The organism is Clostridium sp. DFI.1.208 (genome assembly GCF_024463855.1).
GTDB lineage: Bacteria > Bacillota_I > Bacilli_A > Erysipelotrichales > Erysipelotrichaceae > Clostridium_AQ.
This window is the reverse complement of the sequence record NZ_JANGCA010000046.1, coordinates 15,279-31,763: the sequence shown is the minus strand read 5'-3', so window position 1 is coordinate 31,763 and position 16,485 is coordinate 15,279. Positions and strand designations below refer to the sequence as shown.

Here is a 16,485-nt window from a genome sequence, read left to right as displayed (position 1 = left end):
AGAGTGAGCAGTTCGTAGGAGAGGCAGTGACGGAGAATGTCGTACACATACTGAACTGAGAGGAGGTGTAAAGACATGAAGAAGGCAGCGATCCTGCTCATGATCCTGATGACGATGAGCCTGCAGAGCGTGCAGGCAGAGGATGCGAATGAGCATGATGAGAACGGGAGCATCGTGACGGATCTCCCCTATTCCCAGGAGATGGAGGGAGAGATGTACGGCGCACTGTACGGCAATGTGGACAGTGACATCGATATCGATGTGCCGGTGGTGGACGATCCGTCGAAGGAAGACCCCAAAGATACGGATACACCGAAGAAGGAAGACCCGATAGCTCCGGAGAAGGACAAGACACCGGGAGATAAGGATAAAGAGACCACCTCCAAGAAAGAGAATGAGACAGGAAAAGGCAAGGAAAACGGCGGGAAGAATGCTTCGCTGATGAGTCTGCGACCGAATATCGCAGATGCGAATCAGGAGGTCTATGGGATCCGCAGGGACGGCACCGGAGAAAAGGGCGTCGTGTATTATCGCTGGGAGGAGAAGCAGGAGCATCTGACGATCTATCCGGCACTGATCGAAAAGGCGAAGGAAGAGCAGAAGAACATCGTGATGCGCGTCGTGGACAGAAGCGAAGGGAAGATGCACTACCGTCTGCGCATCCTGTATGAGGATGTGAAGGAGCTGAAGGAGGAAGAGCTGCAGTTCGAGTTCGGCGCGAAGTGTGAGCATAAGAAGAGCATGTACCAGATGGCAGGGACGAACGATATCGTGTATCTGTTGCAGTGCGAGCAGGCACAGCTCAAGGTACCGGTGTATATCGGGATCGGAGTACCTGCGAGCTGGGATCACACATACGGAGTGTATCAGTATTCGGTAGAACAGCGGGATCTGGTCTACATCCGAAAGGACCTGCAAATCGACGAGGAGAACATCATCGAGGTGAGGATGGCACCGGGGAAGGACTATGTGTTTTCACAGCGCAGTCTGCCGGTGGAGGAGAAGAGTCTGAACACGTGGGTGAGCGGACTGGTCGGTGGAAGCCGAAGGGTGGATCAGAAGCTGGCGCTGGGAAGCACGGCGATGTTTGCGGCAGCCGGGTTCCTCGGAGTGAGCCTGGTCGGCGGCCTGTATATGAAAAAGAGCGGAAAGGGAAGCAGGGTAAGGAAGAGACGTAAGGAGAGTTGAAGGTATGTGTGTAAGAAGATATGAGGACAACTGGGGAGAGCTGAAGGGGAAGCTGATGGAGAAGGATGTGCTGGAGGTGCTGTCGCTGAGTGCGTTCTGCAGGGATGAGCAGGATCTGGAGGAGAAGCTGCGCTACTGTGGGGAAAAGGATATCCGTCTACAGGTGAAGGATGCGCGGATATCCCCGGATGTATATCTGGACATCCTGTATTTGATGAAGCGAGAGGAACGAAAGAAGCGGGAGGAGCTGAAGAAGGCGCAGTATAAGGGGATCGTGAAGGCACTGGAGAAGAAGAAAGAGGGAGCGGGGAGCTATGGGAGACCGCGTGCGAGTCTGCCGGAGGATTTCAAGGAACAGGTGGAATACTGTCAGAAGAACCATATCCCACTGGAGACCTACCGCAGAAGGACCTCACTGAAAAAGGCGACCTTCTATAAATATGTGAAGGTGCTGCAGAGTAATTAAAATATAATGGAAGAATAGGTTAAAGCGTATCATCTCTTCCTATCAAGCTCTGCGTAATTCAGAAGAGACCTGGCAAGTGTATTTTTCTCATAATCATATAGAAAAAATGTATACAGATGAGTATTCTCTAAATACTTCTGTATACATTTTCGTTATACCTCTTTCAACAAATGATTGACAAACACCATCTGTTTTTGTGCCTCCTGAATGGTGTGTTCTATATATGCATCATCGATGGTACTTGTCGTTAAAACGAATTCCAGAATCAACGGTAAATTGACTCCAGTTATGCAGCGCACATTATATCTGTTCAGATAGGGAGCTACCGCCTGTGTCATGCTTCCGCACATAAGATCGGTGAAAATGATGATTTCCTCCTGGTTCTCAAATGATTCAATGAGTGTTTTTAATTGCTGTGCAGCATCCCTGTCATCAACATAGGCGTTAATAGCGTAAATATTGTTCTTTTTTGTTAACACCTGTATGGAACTGACATAGCCATCCGCAAGATATCCATGGGTCGCTATGATGTATTTCATGAATCATACCTCCTCTGTGTGCGTCTTCAGATAAGCAGAAGCACCATCATTTGCCGCATGAACAACACTCAGCCCTCTATCTTTTGCAAGCAGGTAAGCAAGCATTTGAAAGGGTACCATATATTCCATGACGCTGCAATACGGATCATTTTGAAAGTGGCACAGCAATGCTTTTGAATCTTTTAATGGATGAGAATGTTCTGCGATTAGAATTACATAATCGCTATATAAGCGACACCAGCGGATCAGCTCCAGCATTCGTGTTTCCTGTACACCGCTAGGGGCAATCAGAAATAACAAACTATCCTTTTGAATCTGCGTGGTACCCGTATGCATAAATTCTTCCTGCTCATATACCAGAGAAGCAATGGCTGTTGCCTCCGCTATCTTCAATCCGCCTTCCTGTGCAACAGCATAATACGGTCCTGCTCCGATATAGCGTGCAATCATTTTCGTCTGCAGCAGCTCCCTATGGTCTTTATACCAGTCTGCTGTATCTCTTATAATACGATCAATACTGTCTGCTAATCTGGAAAAGTATTGCTGATAATATGTGTAATCCTGCTCACAGAGCATCTTTTTCTGTTTTGCTGTTTCTATGATACAAAGAAAGAAAATCATCAAGGAGGCCATGTGGGTACGTGTTTCGATAAAGCTTTCCTCAAAACCGCAACACTTGCCGATGACGATATCCGACAGCTTTGCAAGCGGAGATGCTGAATTGACTGTCGTACATATTACTGGAATATGCAATCGTTTACATTCCTGTGCCATGCGGATAGGACCCGTAGTTGTTCCTGAATGTGCAGGGCAGAGCATAAGCAGCTCGTCCGGTTTATACAGCTGATTGATGTTGAATTGAAAATACGCAGGAAAAGAAGCTGGGTTGCATACCTCTGTTTCCACCTGCAGCAATTGTTCCATACAGGGGGCAAGCATATTTCCTACAAAAGTTCCGGATGCCTGTGCACAGAAGTAAACTTTTTTGACTGAATGCGTCAGAAAATGCTGAACGAAATCCTCAGTGAGCTCTTTCTTATGCTTCAAAAGACTGCGGATAAGCAAAGGCTGATCAGCAATAGCCCGCAATAGTGCAGAGCATTCCTGTTCCTTTGCTGTTGTCTTAGCATTTTCCATATCAGATGATACCGAAGGAGCCCAGAATGACACCGATAATGATAACCCAGATCATCAAAACAGTTGGCTTAACATTCTTTTTCCGCATCAGCCATGCACATAACAGTGTCAGCAGCAGTGGTAGAAGATTCGGACAGATTTGATCAAACAGCTCCTGAATAATGATAGGCTCCTTTCCATAGCTGATCTGCAATGGAGTGGACAACGATACATATGCACTCGTCAGCGCACCGACCACACTAAGTCCGACAATCAGACATAAATCTGTAATTTTTTGCAAAACACCGGAATTAACGACCTTTTCAATGAAGACGGAGCCCATTTTAAAGCCCTGATGAATCCCCCACCAATGCACCAGATAATTCGGTACGTTATAAATCAGGAAATAGAGAAGCAGACCAAACGGATTGCCTGCGATACACATGGAGGCACCGATACTCGCGGATATGATACGAAAGCCGCCGGTTTGAAAGAAGGCATCACCGATAACACCTGTAGGTCCCATCAATGAGGTTTTGACCGCTTCGATCGTAGGTCCCATCGTATTGCCGGATTCCGCATTTTTCACTTCCAGCGCTGCAACAATACCAACAACGATTGCCTCGAACTGCGGACAGGTATTGTAAAACTGCATATGCCGTACCAGAGCATCCCGCATTCCCTGCGGGTCATCCTTATAAATCTTTTTAAATATCGGGGTCAGGGAATATACATAAAACATATTATGCAATCGCTCACTGTTATAGGAAATTTCAATCGGTATACTGCGCCAAAAGACCTTATGTAAATCTGATTTTGTGATTTCAAACGTTTTCTCACTCATATGCGTCTTCTCCCTTCTCGTCCTTTGATGCATACATGGCAACAAAGCCAAGTCCTGTTGCGATGATGGTAATTGCAATGACATTCAGATTCAGGAATGCAGCTACTGCAAAGCCTACAAAATACAGGCCGATAAAGCGTTTATCCCAGAGGATGTTTAAAAGCATACCAAATCCGACAGCAGTCAGCATTTCTCCGGCCTTGCCAAGCCCGTTAAGAATATTCTCCGGAATGACGTTAATTAGCGATGTAATTGCACCGGTTCCCAGTAGCACGGTAAGGAATACAATGGCTGTCATAAAGAAAAGCTTTACAAAACCGACACCAAGGTGAAACTGACCGATTTTCTTATAATTTCCTTCCGCAGCCCATTTGTCAGCCCAGCGATGCATCAGATAACTGACAACGATGTTGTAGGCATTGGAGACATTTCCGCCCAAAATCGCGATTGGCATAGCAATAGAGATAGCGACATCAAAGCTGTTCCCTGTTGCCAGTGCAAAATAGGTTCCCAGAATTGCCCCAATACGTGTTTCTCCGTTAATGATACCGGCATAGCTGATAAATCCCATCCATACCAGCTCCAGTGTTCCCCCAATAACGAGCCCCTGTTCAAAATTCCCCATGACCAGACCTGTCAAGGCACCACATACAATTGGTCTGTCCATAAAGGAGCTTCCTGCGATATTGTCCATGGACCATGCGAATGCATATACAAGGCCCAGTAAGATTGCTGTTTGCATAAGTTCTCCATTCTCTCGCCTTCTGCGAGTAAATTTCAATGAAACAACACAAACGTATATCTGTTGTTTCACTTCTCCTCTTTCTTATAAATACTTCGTAATGGATACCGGACGTTCATCCGGTGTTACATAGGATTCTGCTTTTACACCAAGGTCTACGATGCTGCGCAGGTCATCATAATCCTCAGGGGCAAAGGCAAGGGAAGGACATACCATCTTCTTACCCGGTCCGCCTTTCATAAGCGCTACATTCAGATGCTGTATTCCGGGTACGCTGCGGATAATACGCAGAGCATCCTTCGGTGATTCAACAAGCAATTCGATTCTTCGACGTTCGCTTTTCGGGTCTGTGAGATACTCCCCTGCAGCTTCCACAGATAGAATTTTTAATCCGCAATTTGCCGGAGCTGACATTTTCATCAGGCTCATTCGCAGAGGGTCCTGTATCACTGCATCATTAGCGACAACAATCATGTTGATATCCAGCTTTTTCGGCCACACCTGTGAAGTCTGGTAATGCAGTAAACGAAAGTCGATACGAAACATGCTGATCATACAAATCTCTCCTTTCTTTCCTTATCGTACATACGGTGGTGAGCTCAGGCCTCCGTATGCTTCAGGCACTACTTTTTAAATATATAATCATACATATACAAAATCTCACGCACAGGGATGTTCACCTTGTAATAGTCCATAATTTTTGCAAAGCTGTCATTGAACATTTTCTGAAACCGTTTCTGTTCCACATTCAAAGAGCAACCCCGTTCCTTCTGGACAATATCATTTTTCATGACCAGCCGCTCTATGATGCAGGATATATGAATGTACATGCCGACCATGATTTCATTGGCAATCAGCATACCCAGCAGCTCCTGCAGGTGATCCAGCGCTTCTTCAATGAAGGTGATCAGCTTGTCCGCATTCAGAACGGTCAGGTAGTTCATAACATTTTCCAAGGTGAAATTCTTAATGAGATTGCGATTGAACTGTTCCTGCTCGCTCTTCGTGAAATAGCTGTTCAATGTTGAGGTTATGCCATCCACGTCCTTAAATGCAATGACATCCTCCATTGGTACACTCGGTACATTGCGAATCCTTAGTCGTGTTGTAGTCACAATGAACAGTACGTCATACAGCTTGAATATATCATCCTGTTCCTTATTTTTCTGAAGGCTGAGACAGTCGTAGGCGAAAATACTGATATCAATCTGTCTAGGCATGCTGTTTTTAAATAGCTGAACAACACGTTCGATAGCTTCCATTCCTGTTTCTGAGGTAAATATAATCGCCTTCTTGCGATTGATATTGCTGAAAATCTTATATTCACAAACCGTTTCTCTGCTTACCTTGCTCAGCAGCTCCTTCATCTCTATATTTCTTCGTATTTCACCGGCCACGTGCAACGCCATTCTGGTGGATACATTATTGATAATACCTATGTTGATACCGCATTCTTCAATCAGCTGCTTGCCGATATTCTCCAGAGAACCCATATCCACAAGCAGAATCAAATCCTTGCGTATGCTGTTATCGTTGATATATTTCCTCAGCTTTGTAACGATGTCTTCCATGGATGTAGTAACGGGCATATCAATACCTTCCATAATATGGCTTCCAATCAGCTTGTTGGCCGCATCCGCAATGGAAGAGGCGGTGGAATAGCCATGTGAAATAATGATGCAGTTATAACGGTATTTATCTATGGAACGGTTATAAAACTGAATATTTAAAATCAGAAAAATCAGATTCATATCATTGATTTCCACATCGATTGTCTGTCGTATCTTTGTCATAATCTCCATGGCACTTCGATAGCCTGTCGGATAATGCTCCTTTAACAGGTGAATGACCTTACTGATTTCATCAGCATGCTGTACCTCGTAGCTGCGGATGGAAGAAAACATCTGCATATAGCTGTAGATAACGCGTGCCACCACGAAGGCACAGTTGGATGGTATGTAGATATCATAACGGTCCAGCATATTTTCAAAGACGTCTAAAACGGCCTTTTCATAGGCGCGAACACGGGCATTGTAATATTTATGTTCAAATACGATGTAGTCATAATAGACATTCATATTATCGATACAGCGTTCGAGAAGCTGCTTTAGATCAATGCTTCCTTTTTCATATTCCCGATAGGCAATCACGATGAAATCAAAAAAATCAATAATTCTTCCGTTTTTTGTCTGTGGCAGATATTTGCAAATATCAATCATGTATTCCTCTTCACTGCTGCTTTTATCAAGCGTCAGAGAATTGATGATGGATACCGGGAGGTGGTAAAGATAGATATGCAGATCATCTGACACATCATGTGACAGATAGGCATTTGCACAGCTTGACTGTATGCAGGTGGATAATTCTTCAATATTGTTTTCATAGGTGTGATTTACCAGTGCAAGAAACGCTTTGCTGGAAATGAGAATATTTTTCTTTAAACGCAAGCCTTCCTCTTTGAAAAATTCAATGATAAGCATTTCCTTATCTTCAATCGGTCTGTTTTGAAGGCTCGGGATATGACAGATAATCGGTATGCTGTGAAAGAAAGCGTTATGTATACTCTGTCTGGAATCCATACAGCTGGTAAAGATAATCCGTGTTCTGGATTTGAATACCTTTCCCTGCTTTCCCGAGGAAATCGTATATTCCCCGCTTTGCATGTACTGAATCAATAGAAAGTAGCACTGTGGCGAAAGCCGTTCAACATTCTCAATGACCAGAATTCCATTTTTTGCTTTAGCTATCAAACCGCCTAGATATTTCTGCGAGCCATCATCCAGATAGGTTCCAAAGATGATTTGTACATCCTTTTCCCTGCCATTGCTTTCCTCATAATTGCTTTCATTGAAGAAGACCAGTCTGGCATCCTTATCTATGAGCGCTTCCTCGATAGCATACTGATATATCAGGCGTGTAAAGAAGGTTTTGCCTACGCCGCGTTCCCCGTAAAGGAGAATCGGCAGACCGTTTGGAGGATATTTAATAGCAGACTGGCACTGCAGAATACATTCGCTGAGAGAGGTATCATGTCCGACAGCTTTCAAAAAGCTGCGCTTCGTACGCAAAGCTTTACCAAACTGATCCATCAGCTCTTTTTCATCGTAAAATTCATCATTTTCCAGCTTGATCTGATATACGCTTTCCAGCGTGTGCTTATCCAGAAAATATACCGGGCGGGTATGAATTTTCAGAAAGATACCATCTCTGTAAAATTCATTCAGATACTGTGAGGCAAGTGAACGAGAAATGTTCAGACGTTTGCTCAAATAGCTGGAGTCACATTTCAATAGCTGATTGCTGCAAAATTCAAATGTGCATTTTACAATAAATTCATAAACCTCGTTTTTTGTTTCTCTAATCATTGCGGCTCCTTTCTGCACCCAATCCTTCCACTTTTATATTAAAGGGAATCAGGCGTCATATGCTTTGTGTCGACACTTTCGACACATGGATAGAAAATATCGTCATCAAAAGCTTTAATTGCCCTGCCATTATATAGGGAAGAAAGACCTGCTCTGCCCTTAGTATTAAACACGGATGCAGTTGTATGAATTTCAAGCATCAGATTGACAAATCGTTTGAAAAAAGGAAGGCATGTGACTGCCGGAATCTTGAAGATAAGTGTTCAAAGTGTCGACACTTCCCTGCCCTGTCATAGGAGTATTTATAATGAAGATAAAGAAAGAAGGAAAGGAGGAAGTGCACATGCAATTTATTATTACAAAGGATTACGATGAGCTGAGTCAGGTGATTTCATCCACTATGCTGAAGCATATGCATACGGATAAACCACGTGTCAACATCTGTGTGACAACCGGCACCACACCCATACAGGCTTATCAAATCCTGGCTCCTAAGGTGAAGGACAAGGCATACTTTGAACATGTCCATTACTATGTGGTGGATGAGTTCTGGTATGCGAAAGATGCGGGAACACAGAATGAGGATATCCCGGTAAACAAGATGAGCATGGATTTGAAATTCTTTCAGGCAGCAAATATTCCAGAAGAGAGAATTCATACGCTGCGGGATGATAACGTGGAAACCTTTGATCAGGCGATACAACGGGCTGGCGGCATGGATATGGTCATCATGGGAATTGGCACAGATGGTCATTTCTGCGGAAATCATCCCGGAACCTTTGATGACTGGAAACAGGGCTGTCACAGTATTGATCGCTATTGTACACCGCAGGTAAATGAGCTGCTGGAATTTCTGTTGAAGGATGATATTCACAGTGACGATGTATCGAGAATCCCTGACCATTACCTCACGATGGGACCGAAGACGATTATGGATGCGAAACATATCGTCATGATTTTCTCAGGAGAAGGAAAGGCGGAAACAGTACGTCGTGCATTCTTTGAGCCGATTACGATGGATTTTCCGGTATCTATCTTTCAGCTGCATCCTCATGTGCGTGTGCTGCTGGATGAAGCAGCCGCAGCTAAAATCAGACAATTTATATGAACGGGAGCTGATCCCGCATCATCAGCAGAAAGGAAAAGGCAGTTTAGTAAACTGCCGGTGAGTATATGAGATTTATAATTACAAAAGATCACGAAGAATTAAGCAATGTTATGGCGCAGCTGATGCTGAAGCATATGCATAGCGACAGGCAGCGTGTCAACATTTCCATTACAACAGGAGAAACGCCTGTACGCGGATACCAAATTCTAGCGGAACAGACAAAGGGGAAAGCATATTTCAATCATGTGCATTACTATATCTTTGATGAATTTTGGTATAAGGGTGATGCGAAGGGAATCTGTCGTGCAAGTCTGGATTATAAGTATTTTGAGCTTGCGGATGTGGCAGAGGATCATATCCATAATCTGGATGAAAGCAATGCAGATACCTTCGATAAGGATGTGCAGCAGGTTGGCGGATTGGATATGGTGATTATGGGAGTCGGAAGCAATGGCCACTTCTGCGGAAATCAGCCGGGAACCTTCGATAACTGGAATACAGGAACACATCGTATTGACAGACATGCAACACCACTTGTTGAAGAGCTTCTGCTGCAGCTGCTGAAGGAGGATCTGCACAGTGAGGACACAGCACGCATTCCGGATCATTATATTTCCATGGGCCCAAAAACTGTTATGGCGGCAAAAAGTATCATTTTTCTGATGAGTGGTGAGCAAAAGGCAGAGGCAGTGAAGCGGGCGTTTTTCGGACCAATCAGTGAAGATTTCCCGGTATCCATTTTTCAGCTGCATCCGGATGTGACAGTCGTTCTGGATGAGGCAGCCGCAGGCAAAATAAAAGAGCTGCTGTAATGCTGCGTGTATACCGCTGTGAACAGGACTGTCAATATATCGAGGATACCCGGCGCCATAAGCTTTATCACGTACCCGCAGAGCAGTGTGGTATATTTCAGGTATTGCACGGGGCTTGGTTTGCTGGGGCTGCACTTTGTGGCGTTGCACTGGGGCTGTCGCTACCGCTTTGGCTGGCTGTCTCAGCAGGCTGTATGCTGCTGGTGCTGTTAAAGCTATATGAATATCGTGTTTTTCTGCCCCAGCTTTCCTGTGTGAAGAAACTGCCGAAGCAGACGGATGTATCGTGCAGACAACACCAGAAGCAGCTTATTGTCAGCGGCTTTCTCATTGTCTTTCCGCTGCTTATCCTATGGAATCAAACCTATCAACAACCTGCTGCTGTCACACTGGCACTTGCTGTAACAGGTCTTTCCGCTTTTCAGTTCATACGACAGCTGCGAATATTATGGAAAAGGAGAATGCTATGAAATTTATTGTTACCAAAGATTATGGGGAATTGAGTCAGGTTATGGCTCAGCTGATGCTGAAGCATATGCATACAGAAAAAGAACGCACCAATATCGCAATCACAACCGGAAGCACCTGTATACAGGGATATCGGCTGCTTGCCAAACAGGTACATGGACGGTCGTGGTTTGATCCTGTACATTACTATATCTTTGATGAATTTTGGTTCCAGGATGAGCATCATGAGAAAGAGATTTCTGTTTGTCAAGTCAGTCTCGATGCGAAATACTTCCATGCCGCAGGTGTTGCACAGGACCATATCCATAATCTGGATATGGAAAATTATAAAACCTTTGATAGTGATATACAGAAGCAGGGAGGCTTAGATCTTGTGATTATGGGAATTGGGAAGAATGGCCATTTCTGCGGCAACCAGCCAGGTACCTTTGACAGCTGGAATACAGGCACGCGACTTGTGCGGACGGATGAAACGCCATATTTGAGAGAGTATTCCCGCAAGCTGCTGCATAATGACTTTCATAGCGAAGATACATCCCGGATACCAGAGCATTATATTACAATGGGGCCAAAAACAATTATGTCCGCAAAAAATATTATTTTCCTGTTAAGCGGGAAGGAAAAAGCCGAAACAGCAAAGAAGGCGTTCTTTGATCCTGTCACTATGGAATTTCCGGTATCTATCTTTCAACTGCACCCGCATGTCACGATTGTTCTTGACGAGGCAGCAGCTACACTTCTTCCTTTGTAAGCGAAGAAATTGTGGAAACAGAATGTAACGCTTGCTTGGAATTAAATAACAAAAAGCTCAAGGAAATCCATGCAGGACAGCTTGAGCCTTTTCTGTATTCTAACGTAACTATATAAATTAAACGATGATTGCTTTAAACGCACGATAGCAATGTCCGTTAAGAAATAAAAAAAGTGTTAGTGTTATCGATCTGGGGGAAGATATACTGACTTACCTATATGGGTGGGGGAAGAAAGAGTAAGCCAGCTGATAACACTAACATAGTTAATATAACCTATTTTATATGTAAAATCAACTTTTTTTTAACATTTGTCAAAATTTACCTATTTATGTTGCAAATATTTACTCCAAAAAGAAAGAGGTATCAAAATTGTGAAAATCATGTATGACGGCATCTACACCTGCAATCTTCTCATAAGCAGCTTTTCGCTCCGGCGTGGTAATCGCAATTAGTCTGCCCGGCTGGCAGCGATATGCAAAATCAAGACCGGATAGAGAATCCTCAATAATCATACAGTCCTCAAGCTTGACACCGATAGCAGCTGCACCGTCATGGAACATGGATATCTTATCAACGTGGGTGCCATCATCATAAATGATGTTTTCTACATCAAACCAGCGGTCAAGCTGAAAGGAAGAAATGAAAAAATCAATATTATCCTTTATGGATGCAGAACAGATGGTCATCGGTACCTGCAGCTCTTTTAGGGTATCCAATACCTCCACCAATCCATCCACCAGATGAAACATCTGCGGATCATTGACACAGCATTCACGATACAGTGCTTCCTTTGCTCTGGATAGCGCCTCACTCTCTTCATCATTCATGTCGCCCAGCAGCAGCTCAATGATTTTCTTGTTTGTTTGTCCATGGGTATGATCCAGCTCATAATCTGAAATTGGACACCCGCGATATTTCTGGGAAAATACATCCCATGCTTCCTTATGCTTTTCGGAGTCAAAAAACATCGTTCCGTTGAAATCAAATAACAACCCTTTTTTATTCATAGCGTTCTCCTTATCTTTTCATTCTCAGAAAGGCATTCACCTTTTCTCTCTTTATTGTAGTATACGGACTGGATTCGTCAAGTCCTCTTGAACAAATCCATAGGCGTTTTTCGGTGAATAGCTGCTGCTGTTTTTCTGTAGCTTCCCCTTATTGACAGGACCGTCGCTGCGTACTTTGATCCAACCCTTCTCCTGCTTCAGTATCAGCTGTGAGCAGGGAACTGCTTCTGCTTTATACAATACAGTGGTTTTCGTTTTTGAAGAATATACGGTTAGTGGCTGTTCACTGACGAGGTAGGGAATATTTTGATCCTTCTGCTGCATAACCATATCAAAGGTTCGATAGAAATCCGCAGCCTTTTCTCCCCAGTAGGGATCAGAGGCATAGCGTACATTCATGCCGCCTGCTTTATCACCGAAGAACCCTCCATGATACAAATCGCTCAATGGATTGAGATAGCTGTTTTGCAGGTACTTTTCCGCATGAACGAGGATACTATCCTTTACACTAGTGTACCCGGAAGCACTCTGTGTAGGAGAATCGTCATACGCAGCATGTCCGAATAGATTATTCTTTTCCCTTGCAATCGCACTTCTGCCAAAATCACTTTCATTCATCGCCAGTGCGAACATCATGATGGCATTTGTACCATAGCGTTTCTGTGCTTCCATAAACCAGGCACCGCTGTTATACAGAAGAGACTGTGAGGAGGACGTAAACCCCAGATAGTTTTCCACATACCAGTTAATATCATCCGCTGTATAGTGACTGATGCTGCGATGTGGAAGGAACTGATAATAATTATAGAAGGCCTCCTTATTTGCAGCCCCTTCCTGACGCTCCTTTCGATAATCATCGATCATATCTTCAAAGGCGGTATAAAAATAATGACCGTCATAGCTGTAATAGGCGTGATCCTTCAGCTTTATTTCCCCCATGGACAGCTCACTGGCATAGCTGGCTCCGGTAATGTTTGTTGTTATTTTATGTGTCAACAGATGCGATGTTACAGTATAGTAATTGATGGAGGTCACATCGTTTTCATCATAATAATTGTGCAGGGTTACGGCATCAATAGCTACCCAGCCATCCACTCCGGCCTGACGAAACCGCACCTCGCTGCCATCGTCACTGATATCGACAAAGGCAGCGTCATTTCCATAGCAGCCGTTTGTATAGCCTGTTTCATCTGACTTTGCCATACGGTAGGAGGTATTGATTGTGCAGTCCTTTCTTTGAAATTGCACGACACCATAACCGATCGCGATGAGCTTATCCTTATAGCGTATGCCTGCATTCTGCTTTTCTGCACGTTTTGTCTGTGCCAGCATTTCCTCCTTCGCCTGTGCCAGCGAATGGTATTGCGCATATGGCTGCTCAGTTCCATCCCTCATGATTACAACGGTATAGGTTCTTCTGGCAGAGAAAAACCATGAAGCTGCCACAATCGTCAGGGCAATCAATAGCCCGCTTGCAAGTATGGGAATATAGCGATTATTCTTCTTTTTCTTACGTCTTCGTACGTTTTTTTTCATGCCTTCCTCCATTTTCTACAGTGTATCGTAATTCTTAAAAAAAGGAAAGAACTCTTGTAATTCTTAAGAAAAGTTTTATAATGATGAAAAAGTGAGGGTGATGACGATGCTATGTGAAAAAACATTTTACGATCTTTCTCTTCTTTCCTATTTCGATACGTATGCTCGCAACATACCAGTATCGGATATGATACGGCATATACAGGAAGATGAGCAGCTGATGCAGGATTACGGTCAGTATCCTGATTTTCAGAACAATATGAAGCTTGTCCGTCAGATGAACCCGGACAAATATGACAATATGATAGTTAAGGACTGGTTTAACGATAACGCTGATAGCGGCGTTGTATATTATATATTTGAGATGGAGGATGCACTAATTTTTGCTTTTCGAGGAAGTGAAAAGCTGGATGATATACACCACAAAACCGGATGGCAGGATTGGAAGGATAACTTTCGTATGTTTTTAAAGGATCCAACCTGGCAGCAGATTCTAACACTGCATCAGATTCAGAAAACAGACATACAAAAACCCTTTTATATGTGCGGACATTCCAAGGGCGGTAATCTGTCTCTGTATGTAGCCTTAACGATGAAAAAAGAGCTGCAGGACTATTTGGTAAAGGTTGTGAGCTTTAATGCACCGGGAATTACAAAGCCGATTCTTTCTTTGTATGAACAGCGGGCCAAGGATCCGGAATTTCTGGAAAAGCTGGTGATTTTTGAGAATGAGAACGATTGTGTTTCAGCGTTCTTTGAAAATCTGAAAGAACCGATCTATGTGCGTTCCTGTTATCCCTGCACAAATATGGAGGAGCTGTACCACAATCACAATTTGTATGCGATGGATTTTCGGGAGAATGCCTATGTTATGGCAGAGAAGAAAACGGTCATGCCAAAGTTCTTCTATCATTTCATCAATGATTTCTTCATGAATTTGAAGGAAGAGCGGGTGCAGAAGGTGGTTGCCAAGATGGATGAGTATTTTGACAGCGGCTGTTCGATGGAGGAGCTGTATAAGCTGATGCTCGTCGATGTATCGCGGTATGTATCTCTGTTTGAGGATATTCCGGAGGAGGAGATGGCTACCATTACCCTGCAGGATTTGATTGATCGCCGAAAGACAAAGCTGATTATGGATAAGGTCAAGGAGCTGCAGCCGAAGGAAACGCTTCAGAAAATGGCAGATTCCGTGATGATAGCCTCTCCCATCGTAAAGCTGAATGAGATTGATATGAAGGAAATAACACAGGGCCTCATTGATAACTACGAGCTCATGGTAAAGGAAAAGACGAAGGAATTTCAGTCAATGATATCGGAAAACAATGAAAAAATCATGCATGCGATACGCTCGATTCGCAATCGGGAAAGTAATTGACATGAAAGAATATGGTTGCAAAGTTGCCGTTCCTATAGTATTCTAATAGTAGAATACTGCAAATATAGAAAGAAGGGTACCTATGCCGCTGAAACATGCGATTCTGGGTCTGTTGAATTATGCGGAAATGACGGGCTATGACATTGACCGATATTTCAAGTCAAGCATTGCCTTTTTCTGGCATGCGCAGACGTCGCAGATTTACAAGGAGCTGAACACCTGTACAAAGCATAACTGGGTGGACAGCGAAATTGTATATCAGAGTGATAAACCGAATAAAAAGGTGTTTCATATCACAGAAGAGGGAAGACTGGAGCTTCACCGCTGGCTGGCGGATGCGGATCTTGAGGATATCATGAAGTACAAGAATCCGCTGCTGATCAAGATATTTTTTTCCAGTAACATCGATATTGATAAGACGATGCGTCTATTGGAAAAATACATACGGGAATGTTCCGATATCATTGATAAAATGAACGACGATTTAAACAAAATTCCGGAATTTGAAGCACAGATCCACAAGGATAATGAATCCTTTTACTGGGGGATGACGATGACCTATGGATTTATGTACTATCAGAATGAAATAAAATGGGCCAACTGGTGCATTGATAAGCTAAAAGAAAAAATATGATGAAACATTATTCATACAGCCTGTAAATATAGGGCTAAATTTTCATGGAACCTTGTGATTATCTATAGAAACATGATATAATGGGGATGAATACATATCATATCCTAGAACAGAAGGGAGAAACATCTATGGAAAAACTGACTATGCAGGATTATCTTAACTGTTTACAGGCGAAGAAGCAGGAAGCACATGACAAGCAGTGGCTGTACATCGAAGTAAATGCCAAGGATCTGCTGGAAGAGTGCGAACCGGGCGTAAGAAACCAGAATGTATGCTGTAAGGCAATGCTCGATGCTATGCTGGAGGGTGACGGCTTTATCGTAGAGCCAAAAAACAAAAGCAAATGCGCAGCGAGCCTGACAATCCGTTATTATGTGGATAATCTGAGCCCAGAGCGAAGAAAATATGCAGAAGTAAATCAGTAATTGAATAAGAAGGGATGTAACATTGCTATGCTGCATCCTTTTTGTATGCCTGTATGTTTCTGTCGAAAAGGTCTGTTTCCCGGGAAATGCCTTTTTATCGTTTGA

General features: G+C 43.6%; 17 protein-coding genes. 9 read left to right on the top strand and 8 right to left on the bottom strand.

The window, feature by feature from the left end; translation table 11 throughout:
- The first annotated feature begins 75 nt into the window (after positions 1–75).
- Both NE665_RS18600 and NE665_RS18595 read left to right on the top strand, forming a co-directional pair.
- Positions 76–1,188 (top strand): hypothetical protein, encoded by a 1,113-nt coding sequence (locus NE665_RS18600; RefSeq protein ID WP_256302597.1) that lies wholly within the window; start codon positions 76–78, stop codon positions 1,186–1,188.
- A 4-nt stretch (positions 1,189–1,192) separates the two neighbouring features.
- The gene (locus NE665_RS18595) at positions 1,193–1,654 is read left to right on the top strand and encodes a hypothetical protein (RefSeq protein ID WP_256302596.1); all 462 of its coding nucleotides are present in this window, start codon (positions 1,193–1,195) and stop codon (positions 1,652–1,654) included.
- A 152-nt stretch (positions 1,655–1,806) separates the two neighbouring features.
- On the opposite strand, the gene NE665_RS18590 is transcribed toward NE665_RS18595, so the two are convergent.
- The 6 genes from NE665_RS18590 to NE665_RS18565 form a co-directional block, all read right to left on the bottom strand.
- Positions 1,807–2,193, bottom strand: a complete 387-nt coding sequence (locus tag NE665_RS18590) for a PTS fructose transporter subunit IIA (RefSeq protein WP_117444442.1) — start codon at positions 2,191–2,193, stop codon at positions 1,807–1,809.
- Positions 2,194–2,196: 3 nt separating this feature from the next.
- Positions 2,197–3,330, bottom strand: coding sequence for an SIS domain-containing protein (locus NE665_RS18585; RefSeq protein ID WP_117444441.1), 1,134 nt, complete (start codon positions 3,328–3,330; stop codon positions 2,197–2,199).
- A 1-nt stretch (position 3,331) separates the two neighbouring features.
- Positions 3,332–4,153 carry a PTS system mannose/fructose/sorbose family transporter subunit IID gene (locus tag NE665_RS18580; RefSeq protein WP_117444440.1) on the bottom strand — a complete coding sequence of 274 codons (822 nt, stop codon included), beginning with the start codon at positions 4,151–4,153 and terminating at the stop codon, positions 3,332–3,334.
- Positions 4,146–4,895 (bottom strand): PTS sugar transporter subunit IIC, encoded by a 750-nt coding sequence (locus NE665_RS18575; RefSeq protein ID WP_117444439.1) that lies wholly within the window; start codon positions 4,893–4,895, stop codon positions 4,146–4,148. Before NE665_RS18575 ends, NE665_RS18580 begins: the two co-directional genes overlap by 8 nt.
- Before the next feature lie 84 nt (positions 4,896–4,979).
- Positions 4,980–5,450: a PTS sugar transporter subunit IIB gene (locus NE665_RS18570; RefSeq protein WP_117444438.1), complete on the bottom strand. Its 471-nt coding sequence runs from the start codon at positions 5,448–5,450 to the stop codon at positions 4,980–4,982.
- 68 nt (positions 5,451–5,518) lie between these two features.
- Positions 5,519–8,260: a sigma 54-interacting transcriptional regulator gene (locus NE665_RS18565; RefSeq protein ID WP_117444437.1), complete on the bottom strand. Its 2,742-nt coding sequence runs from the start codon at positions 8,258–8,260 to the stop codon at positions 5,519–5,521.
- Between the two features lie 343 nt (positions 8,261–8,603).
- Between NE665_RS18565 and NE665_RS18560 the strand changes: the two genes are divergently transcribed.
- From NE665_RS18560 to NE665_RS18545, 4 genes are all read left to right on the top strand, one after another.
- On the top strand, positions 8,604–9,368 hold the full coding sequence (locus tag NE665_RS18560; RefSeq protein ID WP_117444445.1) for a 6-phosphogluconolactonase: 765 nt from the start codon (positions 8,604–8,606) through the stop codon (positions 9,366–9,368).
- 65 nt (positions 9,369–9,433) lie between these two features.
- Positions 9,434–10,180 carry a 6-phosphogluconolactonase gene (locus tag NE665_RS18555; protein ID WP_117444436.1) on the top strand — a complete coding sequence of 249 codons (747 nt, stop codon included), beginning with the start codon at positions 9,434–9,436 and terminating at the stop codon, positions 10,178–10,180.
- The gene (locus tag NE665_RS18550; protein WP_117444435.1) at positions 10,180–10,650 is read left to right on the top strand and encodes a hypothetical protein; all 471 of its coding nucleotides are present in this window, start codon (positions 10,180–10,182) and stop codon (positions 10,648–10,650) included. Before NE665_RS18555 ends, NE665_RS18550 begins: the two co-directional genes overlap by 1 nt.
- The gene (locus tag NE665_RS18545) at positions 10,647–11,399 is read left to right on the top strand and encodes a 6-phosphogluconolactonase (protein WP_117444434.1); all 753 of its coding nucleotides are present in this window, start codon (positions 10,647–10,649) and stop codon (positions 11,397–11,399) included. The genes NE665_RS18550 and NE665_RS18545 overlap by 4 nt, the downstream gene beginning before the upstream one ends.
- 342 nt (positions 11,400–11,741) lie before the next feature.
- Here NE665_RS18545 and NE665_RS18540 read toward each other — a convergent pair whose 3' ends face one another.
- A complete protein-coding gene (locus NE665_RS18540) occupies positions 11,742–12,407 on the bottom strand; it encodes an HAD family phosphatase (RefSeq protein ID WP_117444433.1) in 666 nt (221 codons plus the stop codon).
- Between the two features lie 51 nt (positions 12,408–12,458).
- Positions 12,459–13,943, bottom strand: coding sequence for a glucosaminidase domain-containing protein (locus NE665_RS18535; protein ID WP_117444432.1), 1,485 nt, complete (start codon positions 13,941–13,943; stop codon positions 12,459–12,461).
- Positions 13,944–14,049: 106 nt separating this feature from the next.
- Here NE665_RS18535 and NE665_RS18530 point away from each other — a divergent pair, with 106 nt between their 5' ends.
- The 3 genes from NE665_RS18530 (at position 14,050) to NE665_RS18520 (ending at position 16,380) form a co-directional block, all read left to right on the top strand.
- Positions 14,050–15,321, top strand: a complete 1,272-nt coding sequence (locus NE665_RS18530; RefSeq protein WP_117444431.1) for an Mbeg1-like protein — start codon at positions 14,050–14,052, stop codon at positions 15,319–15,321.
- Positions 15,322–15,403: 82 nt separating this feature from the next.
- Positions 15,404–15,955: a PadR family transcriptional regulator gene (locus tag NE665_RS18525; protein WP_117444430.1), complete on the top strand. Its 552-nt coding sequence runs from the start codon at positions 15,404–15,406 to the stop codon at positions 15,953–15,955.
- Positions 15,956–16,083: 128 nt separating this feature from the next.
- On the top strand, positions 16,084–16,380 hold the full coding sequence (locus NE665_RS18520) for a hypothetical protein (RefSeq protein ID WP_117444429.1): 297 nt from the start codon (positions 16,084–16,086) through the stop codon (positions 16,378–16,380).
- Positions 16,381–16,485 lie beyond the last annotated feature (105 nt).